The organism is Ewingella sp. S1.OA.A_B6, from assembly GCF_049889095.1.
In the GTDB taxonomy this organism is placed as follows: Bacteria; Pseudomonadota; Gammaproteobacteria; order Enterobacterales; family Enterobacteriaceae; genus Ewingella.
Genome location: NZ_JBLJFK010000011.1, coordinates 57,551 through 71,139 on the forward strand (window position 1 = coordinate 57,551; position 13,589 = coordinate 71,139).

Consider the following 13,589-nt stretch of genomic DNA (forward strand, 5'->3'; position numbering starts at 1 on the left):
AGGACAATCGAATGACGATACGTTGCAGTTGGGTCTCAAAAGAGCCGATTTATCTTGAGTACCACGATAAAGAATGGGGCGTGCCGATCAAAGATGGCCGTGAGTTGTTTGAAATGCTGTGCCTCGAGGGTCAGCAGGCCGGGTTGTCGTGGTTAACCATCCTGAGAAAACGCGATAACTATCGCCAGAACTTCCACAATTTCGATCCGGTGCGCATCGCTAAAATGACAGATGACGACGTAGAACGTCTGGTTCTCGATGCCGGGATCGTCCGTCATCGCGGAAAAATCAAAGCTATCATCCTGAATGCGCAGATTTATTTAGCCATGCAGGCCGCCGGCGAAGATTTCTCTGATTTCATCTGGAGCTTTGTTGCGCATCAATCGGTCATCAATAATCCGCCGGGACCCGAAGGTGTACCGGCAAAAACCACGGTCTCTGATGCAATGGCCAAGGCGCTGAAGAAAAAAGGTTTTAAATTTACCGGCTCGACCATTTGCTATGCATTTATGCAGGCCGCCGGGCTGGTGAACGATCATCAAACCTACTGTTTCTGTCACCCAAAAAATCAACCGGTATGATCCGACTTTCGCAACCTGCCGATACCGACGCGATCATGCGGTTGTGGCTGCGCAGCACGCTGGCGGCACACCCGTTTATTGAAGCGTCGTACTGGTATGAAAGTGCGTCGATGGTGCGTGAGACATTTCTTCCGCAGGCCAGAACCTGGGTTTACTGTGCTGAAGACGGTGAGATCGATGGCTTTATCAGCGTGCTGAACCAGCAATTTATCGGTGCGCTGTTTGTTAAAGAGAGCGTCTACGGCAAGGGGGTCGCGCAACAATTAATGCAAGAAGCCAAAGAGCGTTTCCCGCTATTGCTGCTGGAGGTTTATCAGCAAAATCACCGCGCTGTGGCTTTCTATCGCAAAGAAGATTTCTTCGTGGTCAACGACACCGTTCATCCCGGAACCGCTCTTCCTACCTGGGTTCTGCGCTGGCATCAGCCCCTGTCTGAATAAGTTCCTCAACCCCGTAAAAATACAAAAATGGATAACCGGAATTCTCCTACTGCTTAACGCCGCGAAATTCCGCATAAAGAGCACAAGAACGCCGCAGGGCCGATGTCTGCCGGTTGCACTTCTTTATGTTTTGACACCATTTTATTTGCAACAACTCCAGTGCGGCGCAGCCATAATGGAAACGATTCGGCTTGAAACAGAAAACATCCAAAAAGGAAATAAGATGAACAAACGACTTCTTGTGGTTGCAGGCGCACTTTGCGTCACGATGGGCCTGTCAGCTTGTACCACCAACCCCTATACCGGCGAATCCGAAGCGGGTAAATCCGGCATTGGCGCAGGTCTGGGTGCCGCCTTAGGTGCGGGCGTTGGGATGCTCTCATCTTCCAAAAAGGATCGCGGCAAAGGTGCATTGATCGGTGCAGCAGCCGGTGCCGCACTGGGCGGCGGTGCAGGTTATTACATGGATGTGCAGGAATCTAAACTGCGCGACAAAATGAAAGGCACCGGCGTCAGCGTAACCCGTCAGGGCGACAATATTGTGCTGAATATGCCAAACAATGTGACCTTCGACACCAACAGCAGCACGTTGAAACCGGCGGGCGCTAACACGCTGACCGGCGTAGCGATGGTGCTGAAAGAATATCCGAAAACGGCAGTTAACGTGGTCGGTTACACCGACAGTACGGGTACACGAGCGCTCAACATGAAGCTGTCACAGCAACGTGCCGACGGCGTCGGTAGCGCGCTGATCACTCAGGGTGTGGCAGGCAGCCGCGTGCGCACCACCGGTGCCGGCCCGGATAACCCGATTGCCAGCAACAGCACCGAAGAAGGCAAAGCGCAAAACCGCCGCGTTGAGATCACCCTCAGCCCGCTACAGTAATCGCTTCACAGTTAAAATAACGCCGGGGCCGCCGCATGGCCCCGCTTTCATGCATCCTGTGTTATTCTGCCCTTCCCCCCTGCGTAACGGATGCCAGTATGTCTCTGAAAGCTATCGCGAAAGTTCTCGGTCTCTCTGTGACCACCGTCAGCCGCGCGCTGAACGGTTACGATGACGTTTCAGCGGACACCAAAGCGCGGGTACAGGCAGCGGCGGATTTACGCGGTTACCGGCCTAACACCCTCGCCCGCCGGTTGAAAATGGGCAAGATCGACGCCGTTGGGCTGATTTTCCCCTTCACTTCCCATCCTTTAAGTAATTCTGCGTTTGTCGAAATGGTCGGCTGTATTACACGCGAACTGGCAAAACATGAAATCGATCTGTTGCTGGTGCCGGATGAGCTGGGGACGTTTTCGTGGCGACGGCTGATAGAAAGCAAACGCGTGGACGCCATGCTGGTCGCGCATACGTTAGATAATGACCCGCGTCTGCTGGATTTACAGCTGCGCAATTTCCCGTTTCTGGCACTCGGGCGCAGCGGTTGTCTGACGCAGGATTACGCCTGGTTTGATTTCGATAATCGCGCCGGGATGCAGATGGCGGTCGATCATCTCGCTAAACTGGGCCATCAGCGTATCGCGTTTCTTGGCGAAAATAATCAGCAATCCTTTATCGGCCAGCGCCATCAGGGCTATCTCGACGGGCTGGTGGCCAACAGATTGCCGCTTAACCCGGAGTATGTGAATAGCGTCAGCCCAAGCCGCCGCGCTGGTTATCAGGCTACGCAGGCGCTGCTGGCGTTACCGCTGCCGCCCACGGCGATTGTTTGCGACTGCAATATGCACGGCGAGGGTGCCGCACTGGCGTTGTACGACGCCGGGCTGCTGCTCAACGGTGGCATCTCGCTGATTATTTATGACGGTTTACCTCCTGATAGCCTGCCCGACGTCGCGGTCACCGCCATCCGCCAAGCCACCCGCGAATCGGTTGGCCTGCAAATCGCAGACATGACCATGGCGCTGATCCGCAACGAACCTTTGAGCCATTTACAGGTGCTGTGGCAGCCGGAACTGCAGGCGGGCGTTACCGCACATCCTCCACACTAATCATTCCTCTTTCGATTATTTATCTCGTCTGTATCACAAATTTTCACCTTCACATTTCCAATCCGAAACGTTTCGGATTAATAGTTACGCCACGAGATCGCGTTTTATAGAAACAACTATCGAGTGGAGTCGTGACAGCATGGAAAACCAGATCGTTCATTTAACCAGCGAACACACCAGCCTAATCGTACGCTGTACACCGTTCGCCGAAATCCTTTATTGGGGAAATCGCCTGAGCCAGTTTTCGGCTGACGATATGATTTCCCTCAGCCGAGCAGTGCCCAACGGCCGCATCGATGTCGAAGCACCGGTCAATTTCAGCGCCGATTCAGGGCGCGGCTCTTTCGGTACGCCGGGCCTGGAAGGCCATCGTGACGGTATGGACTGGTCGCCGGTGTTCAATACAATTGACGTGCAACAGCAGGGAAATCAGCTGACGATCACCACGGAAGATGCTATCGCGGGTGTGCAATTTCGCAGCGAACTGCGCCTCGATGACAGCGGCATTTTGCAGGCGCGTAATGCGCTGACCAATATCAAGCCAGGAACCTATCAGTTGGCGCGTCTGGCTGTCACGCTGCCGCTGCCCGAACGCGCCGCCGAAGTGATGGCGTTTCATGGCCGCTGGATCAAAGAATTCCAGCCACACCGCACGCTGCTGGAGCACGGCGGCATTATTCAGGAAAACCGGCGCGGCAAAACGTCTTCGGAATATTTCCCGGCAATGATGATCGGTCATCAGGGTTTCAGCGAAGAACAGGGCGAAGTCTGGGGAATACACCTGGGCTGGAGTGGTAATCATCGTCTGCGCGCGGACATCAAAATCGATGGTCGCCGTCTGGTGCAGGCCGAAGCGCTCTATCTGCCGGGCGAGCAGCGTCTCGAACAAGGTGAAACACTGGAAACGCCGTGGCTGTACGCCAGCTATTCCGCCTGCGGACTGAACCGCATGAGCCAGCAATTCCACCGCTTCGTGCGCGAACAAATTTTACGTTTTCCGACCGGGAAACCGCGCCCGGTGCATCTGAATACCTGGGAAGGCATCTATTTCGATCACGATCCCGATTACATTATGCAGATGGCAACCGAGTCTGCCGCATTGGGCGTAGAACGCTTCATTATCGACGACGGTTGGTTCCGCGGCCGCGACCATGACCGCGCTGCGCTCGGCGACTGGTATCTCGATGAGAAGAAATACCCAAACGGGCTGGAACCGGTGATCAGCCACGTTAAAAATCTCGGTATGGAGTTTGGTATCTGGGTCGAGCCGGAAATGATTAATCCGGACTCCGATCTTTATCGTGCCCACCCAGATTGGCTACTGGCGTTGCCGGGTTATCAGCAGCCGAGCGGTCGTCATCAGTTCGTACTCGATTTGAATAATCCGCAGGTGTTTGATTATCTTGTGGACCGTATGAGCTGGCTGCTCGGTGAGCATGACGTCGATTACGTGAAGTGGGATATGAACCGCGAAATCGTTCAGCCGGGGCATGAAGGCCGCGCCGCCCTGACGGCGCAAACGCAGCAGTTCTACCGCCTGCTCGACGTACTGGGTGAACGCTTCCCGCAGATTGAGTTTGAGTCCTGCGCTTCCGGCGGCGGGCGCATCGACTATGAAGTGTTGAAACGCAGCCACCGCTTCTGGACGTCAGACAACAACGACGCGCTGGAGCGGCAGAAAATTCAGCGCGGCATGAGCTATTTCTTCCCGCCAGAAGTCATGGGGTCGCACATCGGCAGCAAGCTGTGCCATGCCACCTCACGCCAGCACAGCATTGAATTCCGGGGGCTGACGGCGCTGTTTGGCCATATGGGCATTGAGCTGGATCCGGTCAAAGAAGGCGACGCAGAGCGTGCCGGTTTCGCCAAATATACCCGTCTGCATCAGCAGTTGCGTTCGTTACTGCACAGCGGAAACGTGTTCCGCGTGGACAGCCATGACGACGCCATGTTGATTAACGGTGTAGTGAGCCAAAAGCGCGATCGCGCCGTGTTTTTAGTCAGCCAACTGGCGATGCCCACCTGGTCACTGCCCGGCTCGCTGCGTATCCCGGGGCTAAAACCGAATGGCCGTTATCGCGTCACAGTACTGGACCAACCGGCGCTGCTGGACGGTGGTGGCAGCGGCCACACTATGCGAGTGCAACCCGCGTGGCTGCATCAATCGCCGGTGCTGAGCGGTGAATGGCTGGCGAATGCCGGGCTGACACTGCCGGTGCTGGACCCGGAAAGCGCGCTGTTGTTGAATTTTGAACGCGTTTAATCGGTTGATTTGAAAAGTAGATGAATATAAAAACGCCGGTGCTTCGTTGCCGGTCTTGATGGTTTCGGCAAGGAAATCACTATGAACGCGACAAAAACTGGCGATCGTTGCTTCTATAAAAACAACACTAACTTCTGGATATTCGGCAGCTATTTCTTCCTCTATTTCTTCATTATGGCTACCTGTTATCCGTTTTTACCCATCTGGCTGTCTGACGTTATCGGCCTGACCAAAACGGAAACCGGTATTGTATTTTCAAGCATGTCGCTGTTTGCGATTCTGTTTCAGCCGTTCTTCGGCATTATTTCTGACAAGCTCGGCCTGAAGAAACATCTTCTGTGGATCATTGCCATTCTGCTGTTTATGTTCGCGCCGTTCTTTATTTATGTGTTCGCCCCGCTGCTGAAAATCAATATCGTGGCCGGTGCCATTTTGGGCGGTGCGTACATCGGTTTCGTATTTGCTGGCGGCTCGGGGGCGACCGAGGCGTATATCGAAAGGGTTAGCCGCAACAGTGCGTTTGAATACGGCAAAGCGCGGATGTTCGGCTGCTTCGGTTGGGGCATTTGTGCCTCCACCGCAGGCGTGCTGTTTAACATCAACCCAAATATCGTGTTCTGGATGGGGTCCGCCGCCGCGTTGATTCTGATGGTGTTACTGCTGATAGCCCGTCCACAGGAAAACAAAAATGCGCAGGTGTTGGATAAACTCGGTGCCAATCAATCACAATTTTCGCTGAAAACGGCGGCCTTGTTGCTGAAAGAGCGCAAACTGTGGATGCTGATTTTGTACGTTGTCGGCGTTGCCTGCGTGTATGACGTCTTCGATCAGCAGTTCGCCACGTTCTTTAAATCCTTCTTCGCCTCACCGCAGCACGGCACCGAAATGTTTGGCTACGTCACCACCGCCGGGGAGCTGTGCAACGCGCTGATCATGTTCTGTTCGCCATGGATCATTAACCGCATCGGCGCGAAAAATACCCTGCTGCTGGCAGGAACGATTATGTCGATCCGTATCGTCGGCTCGTCATTTGCCACCACTGCCGTAGAAGTGATTATGCTGAAAATGCTGCATGCGCTGGAAGTGCCATTCCTGCTGGTTGGCGTGTTCAAATACATCACACAGATTTTTGATGTCCGGTTCTCGGCCACCATTTATCTGATCGGGTTTAACTTCGCCAAACAGCTGGCGGCGATTTTCCTTTCCGCCTTCGCGGGCAGTTTGTATGACCGCATCGGATTCAGTGATACCTATCTGATCCTCGGCGGTATTGCATTTAGTGTGACCATTATTTCGGCCTTCACGCTGAGCAACCACCCAAGACAACAGGCCGTTCCGGCGACGAGAACGGTGGAGGGAGTGCGCTGATTGACTTTATGTGACCCGCGGTTACAGCCTTTGCATACTCTGTGCTAGTCTCCGTGAGATAAGCATAAAGGGAGAAAGGTTGTGAGCAAAAAACAGGCTCCGGGCAACGCTGTCCGCGCCACAATACGTGATGTCGCCAGTGCCGCCAAAACCGGTAAAACCAGTATTTCTCGCTATCTGAACGGCGAGAAACATCTGCTTTCCGACGATTTGAAGGAACGAATCGAGCGGGCCATCACTCTGCTGGATTACCAGCCGAGCCAGATGGCTCGCAGCCTGAAAAGCGGCCATACGCGGCTCATTGGGCTGATTCTCGCCGATATCACCAATCCTTATTCCGTTGACGTCATGCGCGGTGTTGAAGCCGCCTGCCGCCAGCAGGGGCTGACGCTGCTGGTGTGTAACACCAATAATCAGCTCGATCAGGAAAAACACTATCTGCAGCTGCTTAGTAGCTACCGCGTCGATGGCATGGTGGTTAACGCCGTCGGCATGCGTGAGGCGGCTATTTCTACCCTGCAACAGGCCAATTTACCGATGGTGCTGATCGACCGTAAAGTGGCGAACTTCTCCTGTGATGTGGTCGGTCTGGACAATGCTCAGGCCACAACGATGGTGACCGATCATCTTCTGAATCAAGGTTTCGAGGCCATCTTGTTCCTCAGCGAACCGATGACCATCAACACCCGTTTCGACCGTCTGCAGACGTTCTTACAGCGTATGCAGCGTGAACCACAGCGCGTCGCTGAACAGGGTGAAGTTGAACTTAGCGATACCGCCGGGCTGGAAAAATTGCTACGCGATTTCGTCGCGCATTACCCGGATAAACGTAAAGCGGTGCTGGCCGTCAATGGTGCTCTGACGCTGCAGGTAGCACGCGCCATGCGCCGGATAGATTTGGTTTGGGGACAGGACATCGGCCTGCTGGGCTTTGACGAACTGGAATGGGCGGAGCTGGCAGGCGTGGGCATCACAACACTGAAACAGCCGACCTACGACATGGGCGTCGCGGCACTTGAACAACTGGTGACCCGTATTCAGGGCAGCCAGGAACCGATCCGCGAGCAAGCGTTTTCCGGCGAACTGGTTGTGCGCGGGTCAACATCAAAGCATTAAGCTTACCGAACTCGATAATTCCCTTCTGAGGCCTCCCCTGCCGCTCCATTTCTTCGTGAGCAGGATCATATTTTTTAGCCTTGCCACTTTTCAATGGAATCGGTCCCAGTTAGCGTGAGTGTAGAGGCAAAAAACGATTAACAAAAATCCGCGCCCGGTTTAACCGTCTAAAATTGAATATTGCCCCCGATAGCGGGCCAATTTTTACAAGGATATCGAGATGAAAAAAGAGATTGTAGTGGTCATGGCGGCTTATGGTAATGACAACGTGAAGGCGCTGGGCGGTCAGGCTGCACTGCTTCAGGTGATTGCAGATGCGGGTGCGGATGGCGTAGAAATTCGCCGCGAATTGTTTACAACCGCTGAGTTGAGTAATTTGCCCGATTTAGCGGAAAAAATTCGCCAGAAAGATCTATTTACCGTTTATTCCGCACCAGAATCGCTGTTTATTGAGGGCGGGAAGGTTAATCCATCGCTGACAACATTTTTAGAGGAAGCGGCAACACTCGGTGCACGCTCACTGAAACTGGCGCTGGGTTATTTCAAAGCCGGTGAAGACCTCACGCCGCTAAAAGTCATACTGGGATCGAACCCGGTCAAACTGGTGGTGGAGAATGACCAGACCTCAGACTGCGGCATTTTATCGCAGTTAAACGCGTTCATGTTCGCGGCACAATCGCTGCATTTACCGCTGACGATGGCCTTCGATATGGCCAACTGGCTGTGGGTCGGGCAGGATCCGATGGCTGCTGCCGATCGGGTAGCGCAGCATGTTGGTTATGTTCACGTTAAAGCCGCAGAAAAGCGCGGCGAGAAATGGCACGCCGTGGCGCTGGACGATTCCGATGGCAGCTGGAAGCCGCTGCTGGCAAAACTGCCGCAGGACGTGCCGCGGGGGATTGAGTTCCCACTAGAAGGTGAGGACCTGACCGCCGTGACCCGTCACTATGTCGATTTATTACGACAATAACCTGCCGGTAAGTCATGCCGCAGAACGTGGCGTAAGGAATTCTGAAGAATAATCAGGAGAACAGTTATGAACCCGTCCGGGAGTTCGCCCCGCCGCTGGTGGTACATCATGCCGATCGTGTTTATCACTTACAGCTTGGCTTATGTCGATCGCTCGAACTTTAGCTTTGCATCGGCGGCGGGTATCAATGATGACCTCGGTATTACTAAAGGGATGTCATCACTGCTCGGTGCACTGTTTTTCCTCGGTTATTTCTTCTTCCAAATCCCCGGCACTATTTACGCCGAACGCCGCAGCGTCAGGACGCTGATTTTTTGGTGCCTGCTGTTATGGGGCGGTTTTGCCTCCCTGACCGGCGTCGTCCATAACATCCCCATGCTGGCCGCGATCCGCTTCGCACTTGGGGTCGTTGAGGCTGCCGTGATGCCCGCCATGCTGGTGTATATCAGTAATTGGTTCACCAAATCTGAGCGATCGCGGGCCAATACTTTCCTGATCCTCGGGAATCCGGTCACGGTGCTATGGATGTCGGTGTTGTCCGGTTATTTGATCCACGCCTTCGGCTGGCGTGAGATGTTTATTTTCGAAGGCATTCCGGCGGTGATCTGGGCAGTCTGCTGGTGGTTCCTGGTGAAAGACAAACCGGAACAGGTTAACTGGCTGACGCAGGAGGAGAAGAAAGCGCTGGCCGATCGGTTGGCGAAAGAGCAAGAAGGTATTAAGGCGGTGCATAACTACGCCGAAGCGTTTAAATCGCGTAATGTGATCCTGCTGTGTATGCAATATTTCGCCTGGAGTATTGGGGTCTACGGTTTCGTATTGTGGCTACCGTCGATTCTGCGCAGCGGTATGCAGATGGGCATGGTGAAAGCGGGCTGGCTCTCTTCGGTCCCTTATCTTGCGGCGACTGTCGCGATGATCATCGTGTCATGGGCGTCGGATAAATTGCAGAACCGCAAGATTTTCGTCTGGCCGCTGCTGCTGGTTGGCGCGCTGGCATTCTTCGCTTCGTGGGCCGTCGGCCCGAATAATTTCTGGGTCTCGTACGCGCTGCTGGTGATCGCCGCCGCTGCCATGTATGCCCCTTACGGCCCGTTCTTCTCCATTATTCCTGAGATGCTACCAAGAAATGTCGCCGGCGGCGCGATGGCGCTGATCAACAGTCTTGGGGCACTCGGTTCGTTCTTCGGATCGTGGTTTGTCGGTTATCTCAACGGTAATACCGGCAGCCCGGCGGCCTCGTTTATATTCATGGCCGCGTCTCTGCTGGTTTCTGTCGTACTGACGCTGATGGTGAAACCTGAGCAAACATCGGCGAAACCGCCATCGATCTAATCTTATGTCAGTGTTAATCAATCCTTTATCCTGGAGTGTGTAATGAAGCCATCGATCGTTTTATATAAAGAGCTACCCGCAGACCTGCATCAGCGCCTGGAAAAACACTTCTCAATCGTCGAGTTCGACGGTATTACCGAAGAGAACCGTCCGAAAGTGTTTGATGCCCTGCAGCAAGCGGAAGGGCTAATTGGCGCGGGCGGCGCGGTGAACAAAGAACTGCTGGATCACGCACCGTGTCTGCGGGGCGTGTCGACTATCTCAGTGGGATACGACAATTTTGACGTCGATGAACTGACCCGCCGCGAGATCCCGCTGATGCATACCCCAACCGTGCTAACCGATACGGTAGCCGACACCGTGATGGCGCTGGTGCTTGCTACCGCGCGCCGCGTGGTGAATATCGCCGAACGTGTCAAAGCCGGTGAATGGACCAGCAACATTGGTGCAGATTGGTTTGGTGTCGATGTGCATCACAAGACTATAGGGATTATCGGTATGGGCCGTATCGGGCTCGCGCTGGCGCAGCGTGCGCATTTCGGCTTCGACATGCCGGTGCTTTACAACGCCCGCAGCCAGCATAAGGCCGCCGAGGAGCGCTTCGGCGCGAAGAAGTGTGAACTGGACGAACTGCTGGCTAAGTCAGATTTCGTCTGCGTATTGTTGCCGCTGACCGATCAAACCTTCCACACCATCGGCAAAGAACAACTGGCCAAAATGAAGTCCAGCGCCATTTTGATCAGCGCAGGCCGTGGTCCGGTCATCGACGAGAAAGCGCTGATTGCCGCCCTAAAAGACGGCACCCTCCATGCCGCAGGAATGGATGTCTTTGAAACTGAACCCTTGCCGAAAGACTCCCCGCTGCTCAGCTTGCCAAACGTTGTAGCGCTGCCGCATATCGGCTCTGCCACCCATGAAACCCGTTATGGCATGGCCGCCTGCGCAGTGGATAACCTTATCGCCGCACTTACCGATGAAGTGAAAGAGAACTGTGTTAATCCACAGATTTTGAAGCAATAGATCGGAAAGAGAGTGTGTAAAATGCCGCCAGGTGGCGGTATTTTTTATCCATGATAGCGGTAATGGTACGTTTCAACGCATCGGGGGCGATTGCACTGTTTTACAGCAGACGTTATGGTGGGCGTCACATTCTGATAACACACAAATCTTTCTATGACGTTTTCTGTTTTCGGCGATAAATTTACCCGTTTCACAGGCATTAGCCGCCTGATGGGCGATATGAATGATGGCTTGCGCACGCCCGGGGCAGTCATGCTCGGCGGTGGGAACCCTGCGCAAATACCGGAAATGCAGGACTATTTCCAAACGCTGTTAAGCGAGATGTTAGCAGAAGGTAAGCTGACCGAAGCCCTGTGTAACTATGACGGGCCGCAAGGCAAAGATGTGCTGCGCCATGCGTTGGCTGATCTGCTGAAGAGAGAGCTGGGTTGGGAGCTGGACGCCAAAAATATCGCGCTGACCAACGGCAGCCAGAGCGCTTTCTTCTACCTGTTCAACTTGTATGCTGGCCGTCGCGCCAACGGCTCGATGGCGAAGGTGTTGTTCCCGCTGGCACCGGAGTATCTCGGTTATGCCGATGCCGGACTGGACGAAAATCTGTTCATTTCTGCCAAACCTAATATTGAATTGCTGCCTGAAGGCCAGTTTAAATATCATGTCGACTTCGATCATCTCAACATCACGGACGATATCGGCCTGATTTGCGTGTCACGCCCGACCAACCCGACCGGCAATGTGATAACCGATCAGGAATTACAGCGTCTGGATGCACTGGCGCAACGGCATGACATTCCGCTGCTGATCGACAACGCCTACGGCGTACCTTTCCCCAGCATCGTCTTTACTGACGCCACGCCGTTGTGGAATCCGAATATTATTTTGTGCATGAGCTTGTCGAAGCTCGGCCTGCCGGGCTCACGCTGCGGCATCGTGATTGCTGACGAGAAAGTTATTACCGCCATCAGCAATATGAACGGCATCATCAGCTTGTCACCGGGCAGCGTCGGCCCCGCCATCGCCAATGAAATGATTGTTCGTGGTGACCTGCTGCGCCTGTCAGAAGACGTAATTAAACCCTTCTATTATCAGCGAGTGCAGGAAACCATCGCCACGCTACGCCGCTATCTGCCGCCAGAGCGCTGTTTGATTCATAAACCTGAAGGGGCGATTTTCCTCTGGTTATGGTTTAAACATCTGCCTATCACCACCGAAGTACTGTATCAGCGCCTTAAGCAGCGCGGCGTGCTAATGGTGCCTGGCCATTACTTCTTCCCTGGGTTGGAACATCCTTGGCCGCATACTCATCAATGTATGCGGATGAACTACGTGCCTGATGCTGAGCAGATTGAGCGCGGCGTGAAAATTTTGGCGGAAGAAGTGGAAAAAGCACACGCAGAAAATCTTTAATAAAACCCGTCATCATGTTCTGAACGACAGAGATATAAGAAAGCCGGGGCAACATGGGCCCCGGCTTTCTTTTTATGCGTTTTAAAGATGAGTTTAAAACGAGATGTCTTAAGTCGGCTGATTTTCTAACGCAGGTTTATCCGTACCGATAGCGATTTTCTGCGGTTGCAGCGCGGGCGGTACGTCGCGGACCAGGCTAACGTGCAGCAGGCCGTGGGTAAACTCAGCGGCAGAAACGTGCATGTGCTCAGCCAGCGTAAAGCTCAGGCTAAAAGGCTTGATCACTAATCCCTGATGCAGGTATTCCACTTTGGTGTCCGGCTGCGCTGGCGTCCCGCTGATGGTCAGGCGCGGGCCTTCTACCTCAATATTCAGATCGCTTTGCTGGAAACCTGCCAGCGCCAGTGAGATGCGATAATGATTATCGTCTGATTTCTCAATGTTATACGGAGGGAAGGCCTGATCGACGCCCTGCATTGAGCTGGCAAGTTTATCGAAGCCAATCCACTGACGCAGTAATGGGGAAATATCGTAATTACGCATGGTGTAACTCCTTCTATGAAGCGAGATAAATGAAGTCGCCACTGTTTCAAAGGCGTGGCATTACTGCTCCCTGACGGCGAGCAATGTTTTATCAAAAACGTTCTCTGTTATCTGCGGGCCGAATTAACGTATATCGATGCGACGCGGCTTGGATGATTCCGGCACGACGCGTTCAAGATCGATGTAAAGCAAACCGTTCGCCAGATTGGCGGATTTAATTTTAATATGTTCAGCCAGCTGGAATTTGCGCTCGAAATTGCGTTCGGCGATGCCCTGATATAAATAGGTACGTTCTGCTGCTGCGTCTTTATGAGCACCTTTAACCAGTAACATATTATCCTGGGCGGTGATGTCCAACTCGGATTCAGCAAAACCGGCCACCGCAATAGCAATGCGGTAATGGTTTTCATCCACCAATTCGACATTATAGGGAGGGTAACCACCACCCTGATTTTGTCCGGACTCAATTAAATTGAATAGTCGGTCGAAACCAATAGCAGAGCGGTATAATGGGGATAAATCAAAATTACGCATGAGTGCTTCTCCTGACATGC

General features: G+C 53.5%; 13 protein-coding genes. 11 read left to right on the forward strand and 2 right to left on the reverse strand.

Annotation, left to right across the window (positions count from 1 at the left end; genetic code table 11):
- Positions 1-11: 11 nt before the first annotated feature.
- From ACMV8I_RS17200 to ACMV8I_RS17250, 11 genes are all read left to right on the forward strand, one after another.
- Positions 12-581 (forward strand): DNA-3-methyladenine glycosylase I, encoded by a 570-nt coding sequence (locus tag ACMV8I_RS17200; protein ID WP_498866421.1) that lies wholly within the window; start codon positions 12-14, stop codon positions 579-581.
- Entirely contained in the window at positions 578-1,021 is a 444-nt protein-coding gene (locus ACMV8I_RS17205) for an N-acetyltransferase (RefSeq protein WP_498866422.1), read from the forward strand. Before ACMV8I_RS17200 ends, ACMV8I_RS17205 begins: the two co-directional genes overlap by 4 nt.
- Positions 1,022-1,244: 223 nt before the next feature.
- Positions 1,245-1,907 carry an OmpA family lipoprotein gene (locus ACMV8I_RS17210; RefSeq protein WP_498866423.1) on the forward strand — a complete coding sequence of 221 codons (663 nt, stop codon included), beginning with the start codon at positions 1,245-1,247 and terminating at the stop codon, positions 1,905-1,907.
- Positions 1,908-2,005: 98 nt separating this feature from the next.
- Positions 2,006-3,013, forward strand: coding sequence for a substrate-binding domain-containing protein (locus tag ACMV8I_RS17215; RefSeq protein ID WP_498866424.1), 1,008 nt, complete (start codon positions 2,006-2,008; stop codon positions 3,011-3,013).
- Positions 3,014-3,152: 139 nt separating this feature from the next.
- The gene (locus ACMV8I_RS17220) at positions 3,153-5,276 is read left to right on the forward strand and encodes an alpha-galactosidase (protein WP_498866425.1); all 2,124 of its coding nucleotides are present in this window, start codon (positions 3,153-3,155) and stop codon (positions 5,274-5,276) included.
- Between the two features lie 81 nt (positions 5,277-5,357).
- A complete protein-coding gene (locus ACMV8I_RS17225; protein WP_498866426.1) occupies positions 5,358-6,644 on the forward strand; it encodes an MFS transporter in 1,287 nt (428 codons plus the stop codon).
- Positions 6,645-6,725: 81 nt separating this feature from the next.
- Positions 6,726-7,760, forward strand: coding sequence for a LacI family DNA-binding transcriptional regulator (locus ACMV8I_RS17230; protein WP_498866427.1), 1,035 nt, complete (start codon positions 6,726-6,728; stop codon positions 7,758-7,760).
- Between the two features lie 220 nt (positions 7,761-7,980).
- Positions 7,981-8,730: a sugar phosphate isomerase/epimerase family protein gene (locus ACMV8I_RS17235; protein ID WP_498866428.1), complete on the forward strand. Its 750-nt coding sequence runs from the start codon at positions 7,981-7,983 to the stop codon at positions 8,728-8,730.
- A gap of 66 nt (positions 8,731-8,796) precedes the next feature.
- Positions 8,797-10,065, forward strand: a complete 1,269-nt coding sequence (locus ACMV8I_RS17240) for an MFS transporter (protein WP_498866429.1) — start codon at positions 8,797-8,799, stop codon at positions 10,063-10,065.
- 42 nt (positions 10,066-10,107) lie between these two features.
- Positions 10,108-11,085: a glyoxylate/hydroxypyruvate reductase GhrB gene (gene ghrB, locus ACMV8I_RS17245; protein WP_498866430.1), complete on the forward strand. Its 978-nt coding sequence runs from the start codon at positions 10,108-10,110 to the stop codon at positions 11,083-11,085.
- Positions 11,086-11,238: 153 nt separating this feature from the next.
- Positions 11,239-12,492 (forward strand): valine--pyruvate transaminase, encoded by a 1,254-nt coding sequence (locus tag ACMV8I_RS17250; protein ID WP_498866431.1) that lies wholly within the window; start codon positions 11,239-11,241, stop codon positions 12,490-12,492.
- 108 nt (positions 12,493-12,600) lie between these two features.
- Here ACMV8I_RS17250 and ibpB read toward each other — a convergent pair whose 3' ends face one another.
- Positions 12,601-13,035: a small heat shock chaperone IbpB gene (gene ibpB, locus ACMV8I_RS17255; RefSeq protein ID WP_498866432.1), complete on the reverse strand. Its 435-nt coding sequence runs from the start codon at positions 13,033-13,035 to the stop codon at positions 12,601-12,603.
- Positions 13,036-13,158: 123 nt separating this feature from the next.
- On the reverse strand, positions 13,159-13,569 hold the full coding sequence (gene ibpA, locus ACMV8I_RS17260) for a small heat shock chaperone IbpA (protein WP_498866433.1): 411 nt from the start codon (positions 13,567-13,569) through the stop codon (positions 13,159-13,161).
- Between the last annotated feature and the right edge of the window lie 20 nt (positions 13,570-13,589).

What these genes read in the sequence shown, in the direction of transcription:
- ACMV8I_RS17200 (WP_498866421.1), top strand. Translation starts at nt 12, where the DNA reads ATGACGATACGTTGCAGTTGGGTCTCAAAAGAGCCGATTTATCTTGAG.
- ACMV8I_RS17205 (WP_498866422.1), top strand. Translation starts at nt 578, where the DNA reads ATGATCCGACTTTCGCAACCTGCCGATACCGACGCGATCATGCGGTTG.
- ACMV8I_RS17210 (WP_498866423.1), top strand. Translation starts at nt 1,245, where the DNA reads ATGAACAAACGACTTCTTGTGGTTGCAGGCGCACTTTGCGTCACGATG.
- ACMV8I_RS17215 (WP_498866424.1), top strand. Translation starts at nt 2,006, where the DNA reads ATGTCTCTGAAAGCTATCGCGAAAGTTCTCGGTCTCTCTGTGACCACC.
- ACMV8I_RS17220 (WP_498866425.1), top strand. Translation starts at nt 3,153, where the DNA reads ATGGAAAACCAGATCGTTCATTTAACCAGCGAACACACCAGCCTAATC.
- ACMV8I_RS17225 (WP_498866426.1), top strand. Translation starts at nt 5,358, where the DNA reads ATGAACGCGACAAAAACTGGCGATCGTTGCTTCTATAAAAACAACACT.
- ACMV8I_RS17235 (WP_498866428.1), top strand. Translation starts at nt 7,981, where the DNA reads ATGAAAAAAGAGATTGTAGTGGTCATGGCGGCTTATGGTAATGACAAC.
- ACMV8I_RS17240 (WP_498866429.1), top strand. Translation starts at nt 8,797, where the DNA reads ATGAACCCGTCCGGGAGTTCGCCCCGCCGCTGGTGGTACATCATGCCG.
- ghrB (WP_498866430.1), top strand. Translation starts at nt 10,108, where the DNA reads ATGAAGCCATCGATCGTTTTATATAAAGAGCTACCCGCAGACCTGCAT.
- ACMV8I_RS17250 (WP_498866431.1), top strand. Translation starts at nt 11,239, where the DNA reads ATGACGTTTTCTGTTTTCGGCGATAAATTTACCCGTTTCACAGGCATT.
- ibpB (WP_498866432.1), bottom strand. Translation starts at nt 13,035, where the DNA reads ATGCGTAATTACGATATTTCCCCATTACTGCGTCAGTGGATTGGCTTC.
- ibpA (WP_498866433.1), bottom strand. Translation starts at nt 13,569, where the DNA reads ATGCGTAATTTTGATTTATCCCCATTATACCGCTCTGCTATTGGTTTC.